Genomic DNA, 21,524 nt, shown 5'->3' on the forward strand with positions numbered 1-21,524 from the left:
CGGGTGGCCGGCCGGGCGGAGCCGTAACGGAAAGGCTTGTAGAGCGGAATCAGGCTTCCGGCAGGAGGGTGGGAAGGGCGCGTTCGAGGGCGCGGGTCCAATAGGGCCAGTCGTGTTTGCCGTTGCCGTAGAGGTCGGTTTCGACCGTCAGGCCGGCGATTCCGGCGGCGCGGAGGAAACGCTGGTTCTGGCGGAGGATGGACTGTTCGCCGAAGTCGGTGCCGCCGCCCTCGTCGAGTTCGCCCGGTTCGCCGTTGCCCGATGAGACGTAGAGGCGCAGGCCCGTCAACCGCGGGGCGAGGTCGGCGGGGTTGTGGTTGCGCCAGTTGTCCTCGCGGGCGGGCAGGGGGCCCCACAACTGGTCGGGGTCGGCGCCGTTGTCCTTCAGGAAGGAGGAGAAGCCGGGCACGTCCATGCGGATGTCGAGCACGCCGGAGAACGACGCCGCCGCCTCGAAGAGACCGGGGTTGCGGGCGGCGTAGCCCATCGCGCCATGGCCGCCCATCGACAGGCCCGCGATCGCCCGGCGCTCCCCCACGCCGTAGAGGTCCTCGACCAGCGGGAGCATCTCCTTCAGGTGGAAGGTCTCCCAGGCGGGGCCGTCGAGCCAGTCGGCGTACCAGCCGTCGGTGCCGCCCTCCGGGACGACCACGACCGCCTTCAGGTTCTCGGTCACCCTCGCCGCGTCGCCCTTGGTCAGCCATGTGTCGGGGGTCGGCTCGCAACAACCGTGCAGCAGGTAGAGGACCGGCCAGCCGGTGGAGCCCTTCGTCCAGCCCGCCGGTTTGAGCACCCGCACCTGTGCCTCGCGGCCGAGGGCGGCCGAGGCGATCGTCAGGGCGTCCTGGCGGTCGTCCACGGCGACGGTGTCGGCGACGCGGGGGGTGAGGGCGGTGGTCAACGGGTCCTGCCTTTCCTGAGGGGCGTCGGAGCATCCGGCGGTGAGGAGAACCAGAGGTAAACTCACCGCCAGCAAAATACGTCTCATATGTGACTTCTATCTAAATTTTGATCATTTGGGTAGGGGTCCAGATTTATGGGTAAACCGCGTAGCCGACGCCGCGATACCCCCTGAAACGCCGGGAAAAAGCGGCCGGTCAGAGCGGTCACAGAGATCAAAGTGATGCCAACGGCACGGAAAGTTAACATGCACGTTCATAACCGTTAAGCTCAGCACCCCCATTCAGGTCACACTCGTGACTAGGTTTCCTGGGACCCCCATCCCTGGGGGGTTACCGCCCTTTGAGGAGTTGACCCGTGCGAGTCCTGGCCGTTGTCCCCGCCCGCGGTGGTTCGGTGGGAGTTCCGCTGAAGAACCTGGAGCGGGTCGGAGGAATCCCCCTCGTCTCCCGGGCCGTCAGCGCGCTCGTCCGCGCCGAGTCCGTCGACACCGTGGTCGTGAGCACCGACCACGCGGGGATCGCCGCCGCCGCCGAGGCCGCCGGCGCCCGCGTCGTCGACCGCCCGGCCGACATCGCGGGCTCGACCGCGTCGAGCGAGTCGGCCGTCCTGCACGCCCTGGCCTCGCTCGGCGAGACCCCCGAGGTCGTGCTGCTCGTCCAGTGCACCAGCGCGTTCATCGACCCGGCCGACGTCGACGCCGCCGTCGCGAAGGTGCTGTCCGGCGAGGCCGACGTCGTGTTCTCCGGTCTGGAGACCTACGAGTTCATCTGGACGGAGGCGGGCGAGGGCGTCAACCACGACCCCGCGACCCGCCCGCGCCGCCAGGACCGCGAGCCCCACTTCCGCGAGACCGGCGCCTTCTACGCCATGCGCGCCCAGGGCTTCCTGGAGGCCGGGCACCGCTTCTTCGGCACCGTCGCCGTGCAGCCGGTCAAGAGCGTGACCGCCCACGAGATCGACACCCCCGAAGACCTCGAGATCGTGCGCGCGCTGGCCCACGTGGTCGACACGCCGCTGCCGATCGACGTCGACGCCGTGGTCACCGACTTCGACGGCGTCCACACCGACGACCGCGCGTTCGTCGACTCCGAGGGCCGCGAGATGGTCTCGGTCTCCCGGGCCGACGGCATGGGCGTCTCGCTGCTGCTGCGCGCCGGGGTCAAGGTGCTGGTCCTGTCGACCGAGCAGAACCCCGTCGTGGCCGCCCGCGCCCGCAAGCTCGGTGTGCCCGTGCTCCAGGGCCTGTCGGCCAAGCAGAACGCGCTGGCCGACTGGCTGGCCATCGAGGGCCTCGACCCCGAGCGCGTCGCCTACGTCGGCAACGACGTCAACGACCTCGGCTGCATGGCGCTGGTCGGCTGGCCGGTCACCGTCCCCGAGGCGCACGCCGAAGTCCGCAAGGCCGCCCGGGTCGTGCTGACCCACGGCGGCGGCGCCGGCGCGGTCCGCGAGCTGGCCGACCGGGTGCTCGCCGCCCGGCCCGCGGCCCCGGCCCCGGCGCCCGCCCCGGTCCCCGCCTCCCGGTTCCGCACCGTCACGGTCGAGCCGAAGGCCGTCGCCATCGGCGAGAAGCTGCTCGGCGCCGGCCACCCGGTCTACGTCATCGGCGAGATCGGCATCAACCACAACGGCGACGTCGAGATCGCCAAGAAGCTGATCGACGTGGCCGTCGAGGCCGGTTGCGACGCGGTCAAGTTCCAGAAGCGCACGCCGGAGATCTGCGTGCCGATGGAGCAGCGCTCCCAGATCCGGCAGACGCCGTGGGGCGAGATGACCTACATGGAGTACAAGATCCGCACGGAGTTCGGCAAGGACGAATACCAGCAGATCGCCCTCTACTGCGCCCAGAAGGGCATCGACTGGTTCGCCTCGCCGTGGGACGTCCCGTCGGTCGAGTTCCTCGAGAACATGAACGTGCTGACCCACAAGGTCGCCTCGGCGTCGATCACCGACCACGAGCTGCTGCGCGCGCTGGCCGAGACCCGCAAGCCGATCCTGCTCTCGACCGGCATGTCGACCCTGGAGGAGATCGACGCCGCCGTCGATATCCTGGGCACGCAGAACCTGGTCATGATGCACGCCACCTCGACCTACCCGCTGCCTCCCGAGGAGGCCAACCTGCGCACGATCCAGACCCTCCGCGAGCGCTACGGCGTCCCGGTCGGCTACTCGGGCCACGAGCGCGGCCTGCAGATCTCCCTGGCGGCCGTCACCCTCGGCGCCGTCACGGTCGAGCGCCACATCACCCTCGACCGCACGATGTGGGGCTCCGACCACGCCGCCTCGCTGGAGCCGAGCGGCCTGGAGCACCTCGTCCGCGACATCCGCATCATCGAGAAGGCCCTGGGCGACGGCGTCAAGCGCGTCTTCCCCGGCGAGGAGGCCCCCCGGGCCCGCCTGCGCAGGGTGACCGTGTGATCAGCCTCTCGGTGATCGTCCCGGTCCGCGACGGCGCTCCCTTCATCGCCGACGCCCTCACGTCGCTGGTGCGCAACCAGCGCGCCGACTTCGAGTACATCGTCGTCGACGACGGCTCGGCCGACGACACGGGCGCGATCACCGACGAGTTCCGCGCGGAACTCCCCGGCCTGCACCTGATCCGCAACCAGGTGCCGGCCGGGCTGGCCGACGCCCGCAACACCGGGCTGAAGCTGGCCTCCGGCCGCTACGTGACCTTCCTCGACGGCGACGACTGGATCGGCCGGGGCTACCTGGCCGACCTGGTCGCCGCGATCGACGGCCTGGGCTGCGACTTCGTGCGGGTCGACCACGTGCAGGTGAACGGCCTGAAGAGAGAGACCCACCGCGCGCCGGTCGCCCGGCGCGGGGTGGTGCTCGACCCGCGTGACTCGATCATGCCGCCCGACGCGAAGACGATGGTCGACTACCCCTACGCGTGGGCCGGCGTCTACCGGCGCGAGTCGCTGGGCGACCTGCTCACCTTCCCCGGCGGCCTCCACACGGCCGAGGACCGGCCGTGGATCTGGCGGCTGCACCAGCGGGCCCGGTCGTTCGCGGCGGTCTCGCTGGCCGGCGTCTTCTACCGCCGCGGGGTGCCGCAGTCGCTCACCCAGATCGGCGACGAGCGGCAGCTCCACTTCTTCGACGCCTTCGACCTGGTCTTCGAGGAGGTGGAGGAGCGGTTCCTGCCGAAGGCGGTCCGCACCTTCCTGGCGCTGCTCGCCAACCACCTCGCCAACAACGAGCGGTTCACGCCCGAGATCCTGGCGACGTTCGAGGCGCGCGGCGCCGACCGGCTCGGCCGCCTGCCCCAGGCGATGGTCCGGGAGAGCTTCGACGCCATCGAGCCCGACCGCCGGGAGTTCGTCGCCCGGCTCCTGGAGGTCACGTGACGCAGGTCTTCCACGCCTCGCGGTTCTTCGGCGCGATGTCCCTGGCGGCGGCCGTCGACGCCGGGGCCTTCGGGCCGCCGGGCGCCGCCGAGCGGGTCCTGATCGTCACCAACAACGCCGCCGTCCCCGAGGCCGCCCTGGGCCTCGACGAGGCGCCCGGGTTCGGCGCGCTGCGCGACCGCTTCGACCGGATCGTCTCGTGGAACGAGATCATCGCGCCGCTCCACCCGTCCGACTGGAAGCCCCGGTCGATCGAGACGCCGATGCTCGGCCGCCTGCTCCAGAAGGCGATGGGCCTGGAGCACATCGAGGAGATGGTGCTGGAGTCGGTCATCGTGCCGCCCGCGCGGGCCCTGCCGGGCCTGTTCAAGGACGCCATGCTGACGATCTACTCCGACGGCCTGATGGCCCACAGCCCGACCCGCGACGTGCTCCCGGGCGAGATCTCCCAGCGCATCACCCGGCTGCTGCACCTCGACCTGGTCCCCGGGCTGACTCCCCTGCTGCTCCGGGAGTACGGCGTGCCGGCGCGGGCGCTGCCCTCCGAGGCGTTCACCGACGTCGTCGGCCGGGTCGCGGCGGCGGCGGGCCCGATGCCGGAGGGCGAGGCGATCGTCCTGGGCCAGTACCTCTCGTCGCTCGGCATCCTCACCCCCGACGAGGAGTTCAAGCTCCACGCCGACATGGTCCGGGGCGTCGTCGCGCGCGGCCACCGCTCGATCGTCTTCAAGCCCCACCCGGCCGCGGGCCGCCGCCAGGGCCGCGAGCTGGCCCAGATCGCGGCCGGCCTGAACGCGAGCCTGACGGTCGCCCCCGACGAGGTCCCGGCGGAGGTCCTGTTCGCGACCCGCCGCGCCCGCCTGGTGGTGAGCTGCTTCTCCACGGCCCTGATGACGGCCCGCCGCTTCTTCGGCCTCCCGGTCGCCACGGTGGGCTCCGACCTGCTGCTGGAGCGGCTGACCCCGTACGAGAACAGCAACCGGGTGCCCGTCACGATCGTCGACGCGTCGGTCCCCCGCCTCGACGCCGACGGCACCCTGACCGAACCGGCGGTCGCCGACCTGGCGGGGCTGGTCGACGCGGTCGCCTACTGCATGCAGAGCGCCGCCCATCCGGCGCTGCGGCCGGCGGCCGAGGCGTACGTCAAGGCCAACGGCCCGATGCGCTACTTCAAGAAGAAGCGCCTGGAGGCGCTGGGCATCATCGAGAAGCCCGCGCCGCCGCCCGCGCAACCCCCCAAGAGCGGGCTGGCCCGGCTGAAGCAGATCGTCAAAGGCTGATCGGTTCCGGGTGATACCAAAGGGGTATTCCACACATTCTGTGACGTGAGGGTTCGGCACCCTTGCCGTATGTCCACCCCTCTCAAACAGATCATCGCCGGCGGAATGGCCGCCGCCGGCGTGCTCGCCCCCACCGTGCCGGCCGAGGCGTCGGCGGCGGGGGCTCCGCTGAGACTCGCGGGCACGTCCTGGTTCGCCGGCGGCGGCGTGCCCGTCTGCGGCGCCAGCACCGCGACGAGTTGCGCCGGCCAGAAGCACGTCGGCGGCGTCTCCTACAACTGGTGGCAGTGCGTGGAGCTGCCGCAGCGCTTCTACCTGCGGCGCGGCTGGCACTCGGGCGTCTTCTCCGGCGTCGGCATCGCCTCGCAGATCTTCACCCGGGCGGCGGCGCTCGGCATGGAGCGGCAGGCCAACGGCTCGATCAAGACGATCGTGCCCGGCGACATGATCGTCATGAACCGCAGCGGCGCGGCCGGGCACGTGGTCGTGGTCGAACGCGTCACCGTCAACAAGGACGGCACCAGGAACGTCGTGACGGTCGGGCAGAACTCCCAGGTGGTGCGCAACCCGATGCGCTGGCACGGCGGGCGGCTCGACTCGTTCTGGGCCTCCTACAGCGTCGCGGGCGTCGTGCACGCGAAGAAGAACATGGGCATCCTGTCGACCGACGGCGGCCCGGCCGACTACCCGGTGCTGGTGAACGGCGGCGGCGCCCGGCCGTTCGGCGCGGGCCATCTTGCGGTGACCTCGACCGGCCAGGTGTTCGGCGGCCTGCCCGGCCCGGCCCCGGCGGTGTCGGGCCGCGTCACCGACGCCGCCGTGACGCCGTCGGGCGCCGGCTACTGGCTGCTCTCGTCGGCGGGCCAGATCTTCCCGTACGGCGACGCCGCGCCCGCCGTCGCGCGCCCCGCGACCGCCGAGGGTGAGCTGGTGGCGATCGACGCGGCCCCGAACGGCTACCTGGTGACGACCTCGACGGGACAGGTCTACGGGCCCGGGGTGTGGATCACCGCCTCGCCCGAGGGCTACAGCGGGCGGTTCGTCGACATCGAGGTGACGACGGGCGGCTACTGGCTGCTGACCTCGGCCGGGCAGGTCCACCCGTTCGGCGCGGCGAAGTGGTACGGCAACGCGACGACGTTCGAGCGCGCGATCGTGGCGATGGCTGGCACCGCGACCGGCAGGGGCTACGTGATGGTCGACGTGGCCGGGAACGTGTTCGCCTTCGGCGACGCCGAGCACCTGGGCGACCTGCCGGAGGGCTCGGCGGAGGCGGCCGACATCGCCGCCACGGCGACCGGTTACGTCATCACCACGAAGACGGGCGTCCGGCACACCTTCGGGCCGGGCGCGGGGGTGACGACCCCGGGGGCCTTCACCGGGACGTTCTGACGGAGATTGCCGGGAAGCGACATCTCCATACGGTCTGAGAACTCCTGAGCGGTTCGCCGCGTCTTAAAGGTCAGTCGTGCCCGGAGCCCACCGGCTCCGGGACGGCTCGTCCCTGGAACGTGACAAACCCTCGGAGAGACCATGATCAGCATCCGCTCCCTTCTCGTCGGCGCCCTGCTGGCGCCGGCCCTGCTCGCGCCCGCCGCCCTGCTCCCGGCCTCGGCGACGGCGAAGGCCGTGCCCCAGCTCGTGGCGGTCAGGGCCGACCGCCACCCCGGCGTCGACCGCCTCGTCTTCGAGTTCCGCAACGGGCTGCCACCCACGCGGATCGCGGAGTACGTGCCCAAACTGATCGCCGACGGATCGGGCCACACCGTGCCCGTCCCCGGCGCCGCGAAGCTCGCCTTACGGTTCTTCGACGCCCGGGGTCACGACGACACGGGCGGCTCGACCTACGGCGCCTCCCGGCGGACGTACGCGCTGCCGGGCGTCATCCAGGTCGTCAACACGGGCGACTGGGAGGCGACCCTGTCGTTCGGGGTGGGGCTGGCCAAGAAGGTGCCCTACCGGATGTACACGCTGACCAAGCCGAGCCGGATCGTCGTCGACTTCACGGTGGGCTACCGCACCGTCCCGGTGAAGGCCTACTTCCTCGACCTGCCCCGCGAGCCGAAGCTCAAGGCGGTGTCGCGGCCGGTGATCCCGCCGAGCACCGCCCACGGCGCGCTCCAGCGGCTGTTCGCCGGGCCGACGGCGGCCGAGCGGGCGAGCGGGCTGCGCTTCGTGAACTCCGGCGCGACCGGTTACAGCAAGCTGACCGTCACGAACAAGGTCGCCCGGGTCTACCTGACCGGGAAGGTGAAGAGCGGCGGCGCGACGTTCACCGTCGCCAACCACCTGAACGCGACCCTGAAGCAGTTCCCGACGGTGAAGTGGGTCAAGATCTACGACGCGGCGGGCAAGACCCAGCGGCCGGGCGGCAACAGCGACTCGATCCCCGAATCCCTGGAGCCGTGAGTATTTGTCCGCAGACGGCCGCGGGCTTCCGCGGTTTCCTGGACCCCGTCTCAACCCAACCAGACGGGGGAAAATCACATGTCATTCGCACAGCGTGTCCTCACCGCCTTAGCGCTCGCCGCGGCGAGCCTGGTGATGGTCACGAGTCCCGCGCAGGCGGCGGCGGTCACGTCCGTCCACGTCTCGGGAAAGACGCTCTTCATCGTCGGCACCGGAGACGAGGACATCGTCAACGTCAGCTTCTTCCAGGGGGCGCTGACCGTCGACTCCAACTCGCAGATCGTCGTGGGAGCAGGGTGTACCACGTCGGGGACGGTGGCCCAGTGCTCCAGCGCCGTCCAGTTCCTGGACGTCTCGCTGCTCGGGGGCAACGACACGTTCACCAACGAAACAGCGCTCCAGTCGGCCGTGCGGGGCGGCGCGGGCCTCGACGTCCTGAACGGGGGCCCGGGCCGTGACGGGCTCAACGGGGGCTCCGACGACGACATCCTGAAGGGCAACGACGGAATCGACACCGCGAACGGGGTCGGCGGTTTCGACAAGTGCACCGCCGAGACCGAGACGGCCTGCGAGGCCGACGCCTGATCGGCGATCGGAACACCGGAGCCGCTCCGCGCCACTCGTGCGCGGGGCGGCCGTTCAGTGGGCCCGGTAGAACTCCAGGTGCGCCTCCGCCGCCTTGCGCCACGTGTGCCGGGCGGCCAGCGCCCTCCCGCGGGCGAGCCGTTCCGGCGACGGGACCGTCACCGCGTCCCGCAGCGCCGCCGCGAGCGAGGCGGGATCGGTCGCGAACAGGGCCGCGCCGGTGAAGACCTCGCGGAAGACGGCCAGGTCGCGGACGACCAGCGGCACCCCGGCCGCCAGCGCCTCCATCGCCGCCAGGCCGAAGCCCTCCTTCGTCGACGGGAACGCGAACGCCGCCGCCCCCGCCACCAGGCCGGGCAGGTCGTCGTGGGGCACCGGGCCGAGCACGACCGGCGCGACGCCCAGTTCCGCCGCGCGGCTGTCCCACGCCGACCGGTAGGCCCGGTAGTCGAACAGCGTCTCGCCGCCCGCGACGACCAGCGGATACTCCGGCAGCAGGGCGTGCGCCTCGAGCAGGTCGAGGGAGCCCTTGCGGGGTTCGATGCCACCGACCGTCAGGACGTACCGGCCGAACCGGGCGCGCCACGGTGATCCGTCGGCCGTCGCGAAGCGGGCGGCGTCCACGCCGTTGGGGATGACCGACGCCGAGATGCCCCACCCCTGCGACAACTCGGCCGCCACCGCCGACGACACGCAGATGTGCGCGAACGGTTCGACCAGGGCGCGTTCGTGGCAGGCCGCCAGCTCGGGCGTGGTGAAGTGGTCGATGTGGTGCACCGTCCGGACGCAGCGCCCGACGGCGTTGGCGGTGATGCAGTCCTGGGCGTGCACGACGTCGTACGCCGACGACGTGAAGGCCTCGCGCAGCAGGTCGATCGAGCGCAGGACCCGCTCCCCCACCGTCTCGCCGGGCACGTCGGGGCAGTCGACGATGTGCACGGGCACCCGCACCCCCCGGTGGAAGCGGCGGTCGCCGCCGCGTCCGAGCGCCCACACCTCGGCTTCCTGCCCGAGGTCGGCCAGCGCCTCGGCCAGGGCCAGGGTGTGCACGACCCCGCCGCGCGGCTTGGTCGAGTAGGTCAGCAGCGCGATCCTCATGCCCGGTACGCCTCCGGCCGCCGTTCGCCGATGTGCCGCAGCACCCGCCGCGCCTGGGCGATCTCGGCCGCCACGTCGAGGGAGGCCACCGCGAGCCCGGCCTTCGACCACGTCCGCGCCAGGATGTCGCCGCCCGGGCCGACCACCTTGGCCTGGCCGAGGAAGCGCATGCCGCCCATCGCGCCGGTCTGGTTCGACGAGGCCAGCACCACCTGGTTCTCGGCGGCGCGGGCGCAGTCGTACAGGTCGAACAGGCGCGACTGGCGGTCCTGGGCCATGCGCGGGGCCCGGTTGGTGATGCTGGTGGGCCACGCCGACAGGCAGGCGACGATCTGCGCGCCGTCGAGCGCCAGCGACCGGGCCGACTCGGGGAACGTCTTGTCGTAGTCGATCAGCATGCCGATCCGCCCGGCCGGGGTGTCGAACGCGTCGAAGCGGTCGCCGGGCGAGTAGGCGGCGACCTCCCCGGCGGGCAGGTGCACCTTGCGGTGGCGGCCGAGCACGCCGTCGCCGCTCACGCAGACGGCCGCGTTGTAGCGCGACTCCCCCTCGGCCTCGCAGTAGCCGACGCAGACGACCATCTCGGCGGCCAGTCCGGCGACCCGCTTGATCAGCGCGTCGTCGGGGTCGAGCGCGGGCGGCAGCGCGTCCGGGTCGGGGTGGCGCAGGTCGGCGAGGTAGCCGCCGAGGGCGGCGTCGGGCAGCACGAGCAGCCCGACGCCCTCCTGGCGCGCGTCGGCGATGAGCTTGGCGACCCGCTGGAGGTCGAATTCCAGGTCACGGCCGAAGTGAGCGGAGGCGGCGGCGATGCGGAGCACGGGTCACGATCCTGCCGCATACGCCTCGGGACGGCGATCCCGCAGATGCCCCATCGACCGCCGCGCGGCGGCCAGCGCCCCGGGCACGTCCACGTCGCAGACGGCGACCCCGCCCTCGACGCCGGTCGCGGCGAGGATCTCCCCGCCCGGTGCGACGATCTTGGCGCGGCCGACGAACCGCAGGTCGCCGAACGAGCCGGACTGGTTCGACGACACCCACACCACCTGGTTCTCCAGGGCCCGCGCCTGGTCGAACAGGTCGAACCGGCGGGTCCACCGGTCGTCGGCCAGATCGGGCGCGGGGTCGGTGCGGCTGGCGGGCCAGGCCGACACGCAGACGACGATCTCCGCGCCGTCGAGGGCCAGCGTGCGGGCCGACTCGGGGAACGCCTTGTCGTAGCAGATCATCATGCCCATGCGCCCGGCCGGGGTGTCGAAGGCGGTGAAGCCGTCGCCGGCCGCGTAGCTGCGGTCCTCGCGGAGCGGCTGGTGGACCTTGCGGTGGTGGCCGAGGACGCCGTCACCGGTCAGGCAGACCACGGAGTTGTACCGGGCGTCCCCGTCGGCCTCGCAGTACCCGGCGCAGATCACCAGGTCCCCGGCGATGGCGGCGAGGCGCTGGAGCTCCGGGCCGTCGCGGCGCAGCGCGGGCGGCCCGGCGGCCGAGCCGCCGAGGTCGGCCAGGTAGCCGCCCAGGCACGCCTCGGGCAGCGCCAGCACCGACACGCCCTGTGAGCGGGCCTGCGAGGCCAGGACCCCGATCGTGGCGAAGCACGCGTCGAGGTCCCGGCCGAAGGGGGCGGCGACGGCCGCCAGCCGAATGGTCATGCGTCCTCCTCAGGCCGTTCCGAGTCCGGTGACCGCGCCGTGCACGCCCTCCGTCACCACCCCGTCGGGCCAGCGCAGCCGCACCCCGCTCCCCGTCACGAGCTCGCCGCACTCCGCGCCGGCGGCGGGCCCCGCGGGCAGCGCGGGACCCCCGGCGGTCAGCATGGCGAAGCCCGGGAAGCAGGTGAGCCAGTCGCCCATCGTCACCCCGGCGGGCCGGGGCACGCGGGCCGGTTCGAGCACCGCGCCGCAGCCGCCGGCCTCGGCCAGCATGCCCAGGGTCCCGGCGATGCCGGCCATGGACACGTCCTTGGCCGCCGCCGGCCGGGCCGCGCCGACCGCGCCGAGCATGGCGCGCAGCTCCTCGGTCGTCCGGGTCGAGGTGGAGTCCCACTGCCGACCGGTGTAGCCGCTGCGCCACCGGCCGCCGAGGTCGGCGGTCAGCCGTACCCGATGGCCCGGACGCCCGCCCCCGCCGGGCACCGGCGACGCGGCGCGCCCGAGCGCGGTGACCGAGAGCGCGGCCGGCACCCCGAGCTGGGTGTGCCCGCCGAGGATCGGCACGTCGTAGGCGCTGGCCGCGCGCCGCAGCCCGGTCAGCACCCGCGCCGCGAACGAGGCGTCGCGGGCCCCGAGGGCGTCGAGCAGCCCGACCGGGGTCGCCCCCATCGCGGCGAGGTCGTTGACGTTGACCAGCACCGAGCACCATCCGGCCCAGTCGGGGTCGCGTTCGACCATCGAGGGCAGGATCGCGTCGCACGCCGCGACCACGTCGCTGCCGGGCACCGGCGCGCCGTCGTCGCCGACCCAGCCGCGCCCGCCGGGCGAGAGCCCGCGCAGCAGCGGCCCGAGCGCGGCCTTCCCTTCGGCGGCGCGGGCCAGCCGCCCGATGGGCCACCGCATCGTGTGGTGCGGCCGTCCGGCGACGCGCACCGCCCGGACCGGCCGCCAGCCGAGCCGGGTGAACAGCGGGACGGCCCGTTCCTGCACGTCGGCCTCGAACCGCAACACGCCCGCGTCCTCGGCGTACGCGCACGCCGCCCGGACCAGCGCGGCCCCCACCCCGGGGGCCACGCGCCGCGCCGGGTCGACGACGAGCCGGGAGCCGCGCCACCAGCCGATGTCGGGCCCGTCGGTCTCGGGCCCGAGCCGCACCCCGCCCAGCACGGCCCCCGAGGCGTCCCGGGCCACCAGCACGACGGTGCGCGGGTCCTCGTCGCGGTGGTCGAGGTCGTCGTCCTCGAACAGGCCCTGCTCCTCGACGAAGACCCGCCGGCGGAGCAGCCGGTAGGCGTACAGGCAGCCGCGGTCGGCGGTCGCCTCGACGACGAACCGGGCGGGCGCGGCCCCGGTCGCCCCGAGGAGCGCGGGCACGTCGAGCCCGCGGGCGGCGGCGGGCCCGGCCGAACCGGTGAGCAGCACGTCGCAGACGGAGGTCACGCCCTCACCCGCCCGCCGTGGCCAGGGCGCTGCACGCGCCGCAGGCCGCGCAGCCCGCGCCCTGTTCGGCGCCGGTCATCCCGGCGCCGCGCAACATCGCGGCCACTCTCTCCGTCACGTCGCGCACCAGGTCCTTCGACGGCGCCGGTACGCCGTCCCGCCGCGCCAGCGTGCCGGCGAGCGGCCGGTAGGGCACCACGAAGGGGTAGACGCCGTGGGCGATCAGCTCGGAGGCCCCCGCGACGATCTCGTCGGCCGACTCGCCCAGCCCGATCAGCAGGTAGGTCGACACCCGGTTGCGGCCGAAGACGCGGACCGCCTCGTCCCAGGCGGCCCAGTAGTCGGCGAGGGGTGTGCGCGCCTTCCCGGGCGTCCAGCGCCGCCGGACCTCGTCGTCGAGCGACTCGACGTGGATGCCGATCGCGTGCGCCCCGGCCCGCTTCAGCTCCGCGATCCAGGCGAGGTCGGCGGGCGGCTCGCACTGCACCTGGATCGGCAGCCCTGGCACGGCGGCCAGCACGGCCCGGACCGACCGCGCCAGCACCCTGGCCCCGCGGTCGGGCCCCGACGTGGTTCCGGTCGTCATGACCATCTGCCGCACCCCGTCGAGCCGGACCGCCGCGGCGGCCACCTCGGCGAGCTGCGCGGGCGTCTTGGCCGCCACGGTCGCGCCGGAGGCCAGGGACTCCTCCACGGCGCAGAACCGGCAGCGCTCCTCCTCGGCGTACCGCACGCAGGTCTGCACCACGGTCGTGGCCAGCACGTCGGCGCCGTGCAGCTTGGCGATCTTCTCGTAGGGCACGCCGTCGGCGGTGGCCAAATCGTAGAACCGGGGCCGGCGCACGGCCCGGACGGCCACGCCCATGTCGGTGCCGCCCAGGTAGAGCCGCCCGTCGCGGACGACATAGGGGCTGGCGGGGTCGAGGGGCAGCGCGGCGTTGGCGCCGTCGACGAGCAGGTGCCCGTCGTCCGACGGACCGGCGCCCCCGGTCCGCCGTACGGGCGCGTCGAGCCGGACCCCCCGGATGGCCACGTCGACGCGGGTCGAGACGCGGTCGGTCATCAGAACATGTACGTCGAGTTGATGACGGCGCCCTTGCGGGTGTAATGGATCAGCGCGTCCTGGACGTCGAGCGGGTGCGTCGGGATGACGCCCTCGATGAGGTCCTCCTCGCGCGCGCCGTGCAGCGACAACCCGAACCGGCAGCAGAAGACCTTGCCGCCCTCGGCGATGAACGTCTTCAGCGAGTTGTTGATGTTGTGCTCACCGGGGAACGCCGAGTTGCCGGTCGTCGGGAAGCCCCGGGTGGCCAGGCAGTTCAACGACCCTGGTCCATAGAAGTAGATGGCCGACTCGAAGCCCTTGCGGAGCGCCCGGGTCGCCTGGAGCACGGCCACGAAGCTGACCGACGACTCGTGCGCGATGCCGTGCACCAGCGTGAAGTAGGTCTCGCCCTCCTCGGCCTTGTAGTCGGGGAAGACCTTCGTCTCGCCGTAGAGGCTCGACCCGTCGGGCAGCGACGGGTGGGGGATCTCGGTGAGGCTGGCCTGCTCCAGATCGGTCAGTTCAGTCATGGGTTGCTCCTATCCGTAGAGCTTCTCGAAGGTGTCGTGGAAGACCAGCCGGGCCAGCTCGCCGTCCCCCACGGCGGCGCTGAGCCGGGCGTGCTCCCCGGGGTGGTCGCCCCAGGGTTCGTCGCTGGCGAACAGCAGCCGGTCGTGGCCGAGGCCGCGCCGGTCGATCTCCTGGGCCAGCCAGCGCGGGGCGAACCCGATGGCCCAGGAGAGGTCGGTGTAGACGCGCTTGCCGGCCGCGATCCAGTCGAAGAACCGCGACCCGGCGAGCTTGATGTGGCCCGACGCGCCGCCGCCGAAGTGGACGAGGTGGATGGCGACGGCGTCGCCGTACCGCTCGACCAGGTGGGCGATCTCGTCGACGTCGGAGGCCGCGCCGGGCGAGGTGTGGACGTGTACGACCAGGTCCCCGTCGCGGGCGACGGTGAAGATGCGGTCGAGCAGCGCCCGGCAGGAGGGGTCGGCGGGGCGTCCGCCGAGCAGGAAGCTCAGCTTCAGCGCCCGGACTCCGGGTTCGCTGGCGAGGGCGAGCGCGGCCAGTGTGCGCGACTCGTCGGCGGGCAGCGGCGAGACCCAGAGCCCGGCCCTGATCCGGTCGTCGCGGGCCGCGGCCTCGACGCAGAGGTCGTTGAAGGAGAACGCGACGGCCGGGTCGGGCACGCCGTAGTTCGGGATCACCAGCGCCCGCTCGGTGCCCTCGCGGTCGAGGTCGCGCAGGAGCTCGGTGATGGTGGCGCGGGCGCCGACGTCGGGCCGGACCGGCGGCCCGCCGTAGAAGGGGTAGGCGGGCAGGATCCCCAGGTGGCGATGGGCGTCTCTGGTGATCATCACGTCCCCAGCAGCTCGGGGTGGACGTGGTAGCCGGAGGCGGAGGGCGCCCGCCCGGCGAGGTGGGCGGAGACGTGCCCGGCGAGGTGCTCGGCGTCGCGGCCGACCCCGACGATGCGGCCGGATCCCCAGGTGTGCAACCAGGGCAGGCCGAGGAAGTAGAGCCCGGGCCAGCCCGTCACCCCGCGCGTGTGGGCGGGGTAGCCGGTCCCGTCGAACACCGGCACCCTGATCCAGGAGTGGTCGCGCCGGAAGCCCGTGCACCAGACGACCGAGGCGATCTCGTCGGCGCGGACCGTGGAGGTCCCCGGAGGTGGCCGCCAGACCGGGACGTAGCGCTCCTCGGCGGGGGCCGCGATCCCGTTGGAGGCGATGTAGGCGTCGATGGAGTCCTTCACGCCCTCCGACACCGCGTCGGCGTGGTCGAGGTTGGCCGCCAGGTCGTCGGCGAATTCGAACCGGCCCCCGGTGATGCCGGTGAGCCGACCGTGTAAGCGCATGCCTTGGAGCGCGAAGGCCCGCAGGTCGATGTCGTGTCCGCCGTCGCGCCCGGTCACGTAGTGGTTGGCGCGGGCCCGCACGGCCTCGGGATCGTCGAACTCGGTGATCGGCCGGTCGTAGTGGCCCATCAGGTCGAGCCACTCGACCACGTCGCGCCCCCGGTAGCGGCGCGCGACCCGGGGCGCGGTGCCGACGGCGAGGTGGACGGTCCGCCCGGCCAGGAACAGGTCCTCGGCGATCTGGCAGCCCGACTGCCCGCTTCCCACGACGAGCACCGGGCCGTCGGGCAGGCCGTCCGGGGCGCGGTAGGCGTCGGAGTGCAGCGAGGGCACGGTGAGCCGCTCGGCCAGCCGAGGCACGACCGGCGTCTGGTAGGGGCCGGTCGCGACCACGACCTGCCCGGCGGTCAGCACGCCCCGGTCGGTGGCGACGGCGAACCCGCCCTCGACGGCGGTCAGCCGGGTGACCGTCACCCGTTCGGCCAGGGGCGGCGCGAACGAGGCGGCGTACGCCTCCAGGTAGGCGACGATCTCCTCGCGCACCATGAAGCCGTCGGGGTCGCCGCCCGCGTAGGGGTGGCCGGGCAGGTCGCACTGCCAGTTCGGGGTGACCAGGCAGAAGGAGTCCCAGCGCCGGGAGCGCCACGACTCGCCGACGCGGCCCCGCTCCAGCACGACGTGGCCGACGCCCAGGCGGGTCAGGCAGTGGCTCATCGCCAGCCCGGCCTGGCCGCCGCCGATCACCACCACGGGGTGGGCGGTACCGTCGACTCTCATGCCCCTCAGTGCATGAGCGGGCCGTTGCCGATCGATGTCATCCGGAACAAATCCCCGTCAACGGATGCTCACGCGCCGTGACGGGCGATCGTTACTTGAGCAGCTTGCGGATCTTCTTCTTGGCGCGGTAGCCGTAACGCAGCACCTTGGGCGGCACCTCGATGCGCAACCGGGCGCGGCGGCGGGCGGCGGCGTGCTGGGGGCCGTCGAGCAGCGACGTCGAGGGCGTCAGCGTGCCCGCGCGGGCGGCCTCGACCAGCGCGAGGGTGCGCACGGCCCAGTCGTTGTGGGCGGCCTCGTGGAAGTAGTTGGCCGCGCACCACTCGGGGGTCGGGGTGCGGAAGTCGGCCTTGGCGAGGTCGTCGAGCGTGCCGAGCGAGCCGGAGCCCTCGAACACCAGGTTGATCATCTCGGCGCTGACCCCGAAGTCGGACAGCACGAGCAGCGGCACGCCCTGGGCGATGGCCTCCAGCGCCGCCGTCGAGGAGACCGTGACGAACCCGTGGGCGCGGGCCAGGTGCTCGTGCATCGGCCCGGCCTCGAACGACAGCAGGCCCGCCGGGACCCGCCCCTCGGCGGCCATGGTGTTCCAGAGCCGCTCGTAGTGGTGCTTCTCGTTGTGGGTCTGGCGTTCGTCGTCGCGGGCCCGCAGCTTGACGACCACCCGCAGGTCGGGCCGCGCCTCGGCGAGCGCCTTCAGCGCCAGCAGCACGCTCTCGCGGTCGTCACGCCGCACCGGCACCTTGGCCTGGGTGGCGAACACGACCCGGTCGCGCGTCTCGCCCGCCGAGGGGTGGCCGGTCAGGTCGAGGTAGGGCAGCCGCGCCAGCGCCACCTGCCCGCCGCCGCCGAGCCGCCGGGCGATCTCGCCGAACTCCCGCACCTCGCGGCCGGAGTGGAGGATGAACAGGTCGCAGCCGCTGCGGTAGATCCAGGCCTTCTCGGTGGCCGGGACCGAGATGCCCGGCAGCCCGGTGACGAACACCGGGCGCGGCCTCAGCCCGGCGAGGACCTCGCTGACCAGCGCGTCGACGACCGGGCCGGTGCACGACACCAGGATCACGTCGGGCCGGAACCGCTCGGCGGCCTTGCGCAGCGCCCGCGCGCCCAGCGTCGGCACGTCGTGGAAGCGGGTGCCGCTGACGGCGGCGGCGATCTGCGACTCCGAGGGCGCGATGGGGGTGCGCACCACGGCGAGTTCGAGCTTCCAGTCGCCGGGCGCCCCGCCGATGAGCCCCGCGGCCCACTTCAGGTAGGAGTCGGAATCGGCCACGGCGAAAACGCGGATCAAGGAGCGACTCTTTCGTGTGCGAAAAGCTGGAGGTGGGAGCGGAGGGAGGGACCCGCCGAGGCGGTCCACCATTCGTCGGGGACCTCGACCGTCTCGACCGAGACGCCGCGTGCCCGCAGCAGGATACGGAGAGACGTGACCGCCGTCGACGGCAGGCTCAGCACCCGCTGGCCGGGCCGCAGGTCGCGCAGCGTCATCTCGGCGGGGGCGCCGCTCTCGTACACCGTGACGCCGTCGATGCGGCGGACCCGGTCGAGGTCCTTGGGGTCTTCGCGGCGGTGCGGATAGTAGGCGACCGGCTCGTCGAGCCCGGTCAGCCACTTGACGTAGGCCTCGCGGTGGATCAGCCCGTTGCGGACCAGGGAGGTGCCCAGCACGACCGTCTTCTCGGCCGGCGGACGCCTGCCGGGCTGACTGCGCAACCACGGGAAGTCGTGTCGCACCACGGACGCGCCGAGGGCGCGGACGGCGTCGGCCACCTCGTCGGGCACGGGCAGCGCGGTGAAGACGGTGAGGCGGCCGCGGCGGGCCAGCCGGCGCAGCCGCACCCCGGCGACCGCCCCCATGGCGGTGCGCGCGGTTCCGGGCACGGCGCGGGCGCGCAGCAGCGGGCGGCGCTCGGCGAGCAGTTCGAGGAGCCGGATGGTGGCCAGCCCGTCGTCGACGAGCAGCAGCCGGCGCACCGGGGACGTCAGGAGGCTGAGCTGGACGCGGCCCGAGAAGGCGTCGCCCACCGCCCACGACCGGCCGGGCTTGGGCATCTTCGCCGACGGCTCGGCGAAGCGCAGCCCGTCGGGCAGCGCGAGCCGGGAGATCTCGTTGCGGGTCAGCCGCAGCGCGGGCAGGCCCGACCGCGGCACGACGACGGCGTCGTCGCCGAGCAGACCCGCGTGCTGCGCCTCGATGACGCACAGCAGTTGCAGCGGGGACTCGACCCACGCGACGGACGAACCGCCATTACTCGCAGAACTCTCCATGGACCCGTTCACGACGGGCTCACGGTAGCCGCCGATCGCAACAGGACAGGGAACGACGGGTGAACAGCCGAATACGTGAACCCCCGGATCTCATACGAATCACTGTCCCGGAGGCATTAGAACGGTGCAACCGGTTGGGAGAATCAACTACGTATCGTGTACGGTCCGCTGCTAAATGTACGTTTTCGCAGGTGTAACAGCGGCAATGATCTGCCCCATGTTGAAGAGGAGTCTCACCTGCGGCCTCGCCCTGGCCCTCCTGGCGGCGCCGCTGACCATCACGCCCGCCACCGCCAAGTCGGCCCCGAAGGTGCCCGCGAAGGCATCGGTGAAGGCTCCTCCGAACGTCGTCTTCATCCTCGCCGACGACCTCGACACGGCCGACCTCCACCGGTTCCCCAACATCTCCAAGCTGGCGGCGAGCGGCACCACGTTCTCCCACTTCTACGTGACGAACCCGTGGTGCTGCCCATCGCGCTCGTCGATCCTGCGCGCGCAGTACATCCACAGCCACGGCGTGACCAGCAACCGCTTCCCCACGGGCGGGTTCCCCCGGTTCAAGCCGCTGGAGGAGAGCACGATCGGCACCTGGATGAAGGGCGCCGGCTACCGCACGGCCCTGTTCGGCAAGTACCTGAACCAGTATCCGAGCCCCGAGGTGCCGCGCACCTACATCCCGCCGGGCTGGGACGAATGGGCGGTGCCGGTCACCAACCTGTACCGCGAATACGGCTACGCCCTCAACGACGACGGCATCATCGTCGAGCGCGGCGAGCAGCCGGAGGACTACCTGACCGACGTGCTGGCCCAGAAGGCCGCCGGGTTCGTGAGCCGCAGCGACCCGTTCTTCCTCTACCTGTCCCCCACCGCGCCGCACCGCCCGGCCAACCACGCGCCGCGCCACGCCGACGCCTTCGAGGGGGTCAAGGCGCCGCGCACCCCCTCCTACAACCAGGAGGACGTGTCGGCCGAGCCGCTCTGGGTGCAGCAGCGCGGGCGCATCCCGAAGCGGGTCAGGCACAACATCGACCAGATGTACCGCGACCGGCTGCGCTCCACGGCGGGCCTCGACGACCTGGTCGGCACGGTCGTCTCGGCGCTGGAGCAGGCCGGCAAGCTCGACGACACCTACATCTTCTTCGGCTCCGACAACGGCTTCCACCTGGGGCAGCACCGCCTGCGGTCGGGCAAGACGACGCCCTACGAGGAGGACATCCGGGTCCCGATGATCGTGCGCGGGCCGGGGGTGCAGGCCGGGCGGGTCGACACCTCGCTGGGCTCGACGGTCGACCTGGGCCCGACCTTCGCCGAGCTGGCCGGCGCGCAGGTGCCGGGCTTCGTCGAGGGCCGGTCGCTGGTCCCGCTGCTGCAGGGCCGGCGGGTGCCGTGGCGTGACGCCGTGCTGGTGGAGTTCGACAAGCCCGACTACGCGCCCGGCTGCCCGCCCACCTACCGGGCGCTGCGCACCGAGACCCACGCCTACGTCGAGTACGCCACCGGCGAGCGCCAGCTCTACGACATGATCAGCGACCCCCACCAGCTCACGAACCTGGCGGCCACCGCCGACCCGGCGCTGATCGCCGGCCTGTCGGGCCGGCTGGCCGCGCTGCACGCCTGCTCGGGGGCGGGGTGCCGGGTCGCCGATACGATTTTGGGCGAACGCTCAGATTTCCCCCCGTCAGGAGTGCAATGGATCGGACCCCGACCCCAGAACGCACCGCATGTGATCGGCTGAGCCCCGGCTTCGGCCACCTCATCCGGTCGGCCACCGCGCTGGAACGCCTGATCGACAAGGCGCTGCAGGAGGAGGTCGGGATCACCCACGTGATGTTCGAGGTGCTCCTGCGCCTCTACCGCGACCACGGCGCCTGCACCGCGATCAACGCCCTCGACCTGACCCTGACCAGCGGGGGCATGACCCGGCTGCTCGACCGGATGGAGAAGGCGGGGCTGGTCACCCGGGGCCGCCATGAAGGCGACCGGCGGGTGACCCTGATCCGGCCCACCGACAAGGCCTCGGAGATCTTCCTGAAGGCGGTCGACGTGCACGTGCGCGTCGTCGAGCGCCACTTCGAGGCCCCGCTGTCCACCGTCGAGCGGGAGACGCTGCGGCGGGCGCTGGCCCGGCTCGAGGAAGTGCTCACCGAATAATTTGATTGCACGGGAAGATATTGCACGGGAAGAAGGTTGTTGGGCAACATGAGTGCCATGACAACCCAGAGTGCCCTCGACGCCACGGCCCAGGACCTGCTCTTCCGCGACGCACGGACGGCCAACACCTTCACCGACGAGCCCGTCTCCGAGGAGACCGCGCACGCGATCTACGACCTGATCAAGTGGGCCCCGACCGCGATGAACACCCAGCCGCTGCGCATCGTCTACGTCCGCTCCCCCGAAGCGCGGGCCAGACTCGTCGAGCACATGTCACCGGGGAACAAGGCGAAGACGGCCACCGCCCCGCTCGTCGCCATCCTGGCCGCCGACGTGGACTTCCACGAGCACCTGCCGCGGACGTTCCCGCACTTCCCGGGCGCGAAGGACGTGTTCGCCGACCGTGAGCAGCGGGTCGAGTCGGCACGGTTCAACGGCGCCCTGCAGGTGGGCTACTTCATCGTGGGCGTGCGCGCCCACGGCCTCGCCGCCGGGCCGATGGCCGGCTTCGACAAGGCCGCCCTGGAGAAGGAGTTCTTCCCGGAGGGCGGGCACGAGGTGCTCGCCGTGGTCAACATCGGCAGGCCCGGCCCGGACGCCTGGTACGCCCGCAACCCCCGCCTCGACCTCCACGAGGCCGTGACCACCGTCTGAGCACTCCCCCACCAGTGGCCCGTCTCCGCAGTGAGATGGGCCACTTTGTTCTCTATG

The 21,524-nt window shown here is 72.5% G+C and carries 20 protein-coding genes; 9 read left to right on the forward strand and 11 right to left on the reverse strand.

The genetic code is table 11. The annotated features are described in order from the left end of the window. Positions 1-49: 49 nt before the first annotated feature. Complete coding sequence (locus GT755_RS03315) at positions 50-967, reverse strand: alpha/beta hydrolase (protein ID WP_161478184.1); 918 nt, start codon at positions 965-967, stop codon at positions 50-52. Positions 968-1,257: 290 nt separating this feature from the next. Here GT755_RS03315 and GT755_RS03320 point away from each other — a divergent pair, with 290 nt between their 5' ends. From GT755_RS03320 to GT755_RS03345, 6 genes are all read left to right on the forward strand, one after another. Continuing rightward, positions 1,258-3,321, forward strand: a complete 2,064-nt coding sequence (locus tag GT755_RS03320) for an N-acetylneuraminate synthase family protein (protein ID WP_161478185.1) — start codon at positions 1,258-1,260, stop codon at positions 3,319-3,321. Continuing rightward, on the forward strand, positions 3,318-4,256 hold the full coding sequence (locus GT755_RS40905) for a glycosyltransferase family 2 protein (RefSeq protein ID WP_161478186.1): 939 nt from the start codon (positions 3,318-3,320) through the stop codon (positions 4,254-4,256). Before GT755_RS03320 ends, GT755_RS40905 begins: the two co-directional genes overlap by 4 nt. Continuing rightward, positions 4,253-5,536, forward strand: a complete 1,284-nt coding sequence (locus tag GT755_RS03330) for a polysialyltransferase family glycosyltransferase (protein ID WP_161478187.1) — start codon at positions 4,253-4,255, stop codon at positions 5,534-5,536. The genes GT755_RS40905 and GT755_RS03330 overlap by 4 nt, the downstream gene beginning before the upstream one ends. A 69-nt stretch (positions 5,537-5,605) precedes the next feature. Next, positions 5,606-6,928, forward strand: a complete 1,323-nt coding sequence (locus GT755_RS03335; protein ID WP_161478188.1) for a CHAP domain-containing protein — start codon at positions 5,606-5,608, stop codon at positions 6,926-6,928. Positions 6,929-7,069: 141 nt separating this feature from the next. Further along, positions 7,070-7,945: a GerMN domain-containing protein gene (locus GT755_RS03340; RefSeq protein ID WP_161478189.1), complete on the forward strand. Its 876-nt coding sequence runs from the start codon at positions 7,070-7,072 to the stop codon at positions 7,943-7,945. Between the two features lie 78 nt (positions 7,946-8,023). After that, positions 8,024-8,530: a hypothetical protein gene (locus GT755_RS03345; protein ID WP_161478190.1), complete on the forward strand. Its 507-nt coding sequence runs from the start codon at positions 8,024-8,026 to the stop codon at positions 8,528-8,530. Between the two features lie 54 nt (positions 8,531-8,584). Here GT755_RS03345 and GT755_RS03350 read toward each other — a convergent pair whose 3' ends face one another. From GT755_RS03350 to GT755_RS03395, 10 genes are all read right to left on the reverse strand, one after another. Further along, entirely contained in the window at positions 8,585-9,628 is a 1,044-nt protein-coding gene (locus tag GT755_RS03350) for an MSMEG_0565 family glycosyltransferase (RefSeq protein WP_161478191.1), read from the reverse strand. Then, positions 9,625-10,446, reverse strand: coding sequence for a carbon-nitrogen hydrolase family protein (locus GT755_RS03355; protein ID WP_161478192.1), 822 nt, complete (start codon positions 10,444-10,446; stop codon positions 9,625-9,627). Before GT755_RS03355 ends, GT755_RS03350 begins: the two co-directional genes overlap by 4 nt. A 3-nt stretch (positions 10,447-10,449) precedes the next feature. After that, on the reverse strand, positions 10,450-11,274 hold the full coding sequence (locus GT755_RS03360; RefSeq protein ID WP_161478193.1) for a carbon-nitrogen hydrolase family protein: 825 nt from the start codon (positions 11,272-11,274) through the stop codon (positions 10,450-10,452). Between the two features lie 9 nt (positions 11,275-11,283). Further along, on the reverse strand, positions 11,284-12,714 hold the full coding sequence (locus GT755_RS03365; protein WP_328794148.1) for an MSMEG_0567/sll0787 family protein: 1,431 nt from the start codon (positions 12,712-12,714) through the stop codon (positions 11,284-11,286). Positions 12,715-12,718: 4 nt separating this feature from the next. Next, positions 12,719-13,777, reverse strand: coding sequence for an MSMEG_0568 family radical SAM protein (locus tag GT755_RS03370; protein WP_161478194.1), 1,059 nt, complete (start codon positions 13,775-13,777; stop codon positions 12,719-12,721). Continuing rightward, positions 13,777-14,289, reverse strand: coding sequence for an MSMEG_0572/Sll0783 family nitrogen starvation response protein (locus tag GT755_RS03375; RefSeq protein ID WP_161478195.1), 513 nt, complete (start codon positions 14,287-14,289; stop codon positions 13,777-13,779). The genes GT755_RS03370 and GT755_RS03375 overlap by 1 nt, the downstream gene beginning before the upstream one ends. A 9-nt stretch (positions 14,290-14,298) precedes the next feature. After that, positions 14,299-15,117 (reverse strand): amidohydrolase family protein, encoded by an 819-nt coding sequence (locus GT755_RS03380; RefSeq protein ID WP_161478196.1) that lies wholly within the window; start codon positions 15,115-15,117, stop codon positions 14,299-14,301. Next, on the reverse strand, positions 15,117-16,394 hold the full coding sequence (locus tag GT755_RS03385) for an MSMEG_0569 family flavin-dependent oxidoreductase (RefSeq protein WP_161478197.1): 1,278 nt from the start codon (positions 16,392-16,394) through the stop codon (positions 15,117-15,119). The genes GT755_RS03380 and GT755_RS03385 overlap by 1 nt, the downstream gene beginning before the upstream one ends. 91 nt (positions 16,395-16,485) lie before the next feature. Beyond that, complete coding sequence (locus GT755_RS03390; protein WP_202609555.1) at positions 16,486-17,685, reverse strand: DUF6716 putative glycosyltransferase; 1,200 nt, start codon at positions 17,683-17,685, stop codon at positions 16,486-16,488. Further along, on the reverse strand, positions 17,682-18,662 hold the full coding sequence (locus GT755_RS03395) for a hypothetical protein (RefSeq protein WP_161478198.1): 981 nt from the start codon (positions 18,660-18,662) through the stop codon (positions 17,682-17,684). Before GT755_RS03395 ends, GT755_RS03390 begins: the two co-directional genes overlap by 4 nt. 217 nt (positions 18,663-18,879) lie before the next feature. Here GT755_RS03395 and GT755_RS03400 point away from each other — a divergent pair, with 217 nt between their 5' ends. From GT755_RS03400 to GT755_RS03410, 3 genes are read left to right on the forward strand one after another with little or no spacing between them, the layout of a single operon-like run. Beyond that, positions 18,880-20,397 (forward strand): sulfatase family protein, encoded by a 1,518-nt coding sequence (locus GT755_RS03400; RefSeq protein ID WP_161478199.1) that lies wholly within the window; start codon positions 18,880-18,882, stop codon positions 20,395-20,397. Further along, positions 20,352-20,813: a MarR family winged helix-turn-helix transcriptional regulator gene (locus GT755_RS03405; RefSeq protein ID WP_161478200.1), complete on the forward strand. Its 462-nt coding sequence runs from the start codon at positions 20,352-20,354 to the stop codon at positions 20,811-20,813. Before GT755_RS03400 ends, GT755_RS03405 begins: the two co-directional genes overlap by 46 nt. Before the next feature lie 57 nt (positions 20,814-20,870). Then, positions 20,871-21,467, forward strand: coding sequence for a malonic semialdehyde reductase (locus tag GT755_RS03410; RefSeq protein WP_161478201.1), 597 nt, complete (start codon positions 20,871-20,873; stop codon positions 21,465-21,467). The last annotated feature ends 57 nt before the right edge of the window (positions 21,468-21,524 follow it).

The organism is Herbidospora solisilvae, from assembly GCF_009901565.1.
Classification (GTDB): domain Bacteria; phylum Actinomycetota; class Actinomycetes; order Streptosporangiales; family Streptosporangiaceae; genus Herbidospora; species Herbidospora solisilvae.

Bases quoted from the DNA above. Each gene is read 5' to 3' on its own strand.
- GT755_RS03335 (WP_161478188.1), top strand. From the start codon at position 5,606: ATGTCCACCCCTCTCAAACAGATCATCGCCGGCGGAATGGCCGCCGCC.
- GT755_RS03340 (WP_161478189.1), top strand. From the start codon at position 7,070: ATGATCAGCATCCGCTCCCTTCTCGTCGGCGCCCTGCTGGCGCCGGCC.
- GT755_RS03345 (WP_161478190.1), top strand. From the start codon at position 8,024: ATGTCATTCGCACAGCGTGTCCTCACCGCCTTAGCGCTCGCCGCGGCG.
- GT755_RS03350 (WP_161478191.1), bottom strand. From the start codon at position 9,628: ATGAGGATCGCGCTGCTGACCTACTCGACCAAGCCGCGCGGCGGGGTC.
- GT755_RS03360 (WP_161478193.1), bottom strand. From the start codon at position 11,274: ATGACCATTCGGCTGGCGGCCGTCGCCGCCCCCTTCGGCCGGGACCTC.
- GT755_RS03370 (WP_161478194.1), bottom strand. From the start codon at position 13,777: ATGACCGACCGCGTCTCGACCCGCGTCGACGTGGCCATCCGGGGGGTC.
- GT755_RS03375 (WP_161478195.1), bottom strand. From the start codon at position 14,289: ATGACTGAACTGACCGATCTGGAGCAGGCCAGCCTCACCGAGATCCCC.
- GT755_RS03380 (WP_161478196.1), bottom strand. From the start codon at position 15,117: ATGATCACCAGAGACGCCCATCGCCACCTGGGGATCCTGCCCGCCTAC.
- GT755_RS03385 (WP_161478197.1), bottom strand. From the start codon at position 16,394: ATGAGAGTCGACGGTACCGCCCACCCCGTGGTGGTGATCGGCGGCGGC.
- GT755_RS03395 (WP_161478198.1), bottom strand. From the start codon at position 18,662: ATGGAGAGTTCTGCGAGTAATGGCGGTTCGTCCGTCGCGTGGGTCGAG.
- GT755_RS03400 (WP_161478199.1), top strand. From the start codon at position 18,880: ATGTTGAAGAGGAGTCTCACCTGCGGCCTCGCCCTGGCCCTCCTGGCG.
- GT755_RS03405 (WP_161478200.1), top strand. From the start codon at position 20,352: ATGGATCGGACCCCGACCCCAGAACGCACCGCATGTGATCGGCTGAGC.
- GT755_RS03410 (WP_161478201.1), top strand. From the start codon at position 20,871: ATGACAACCCAGAGTGCCCTCGACGCCACGGCCCAGGACCTGCTCTTC.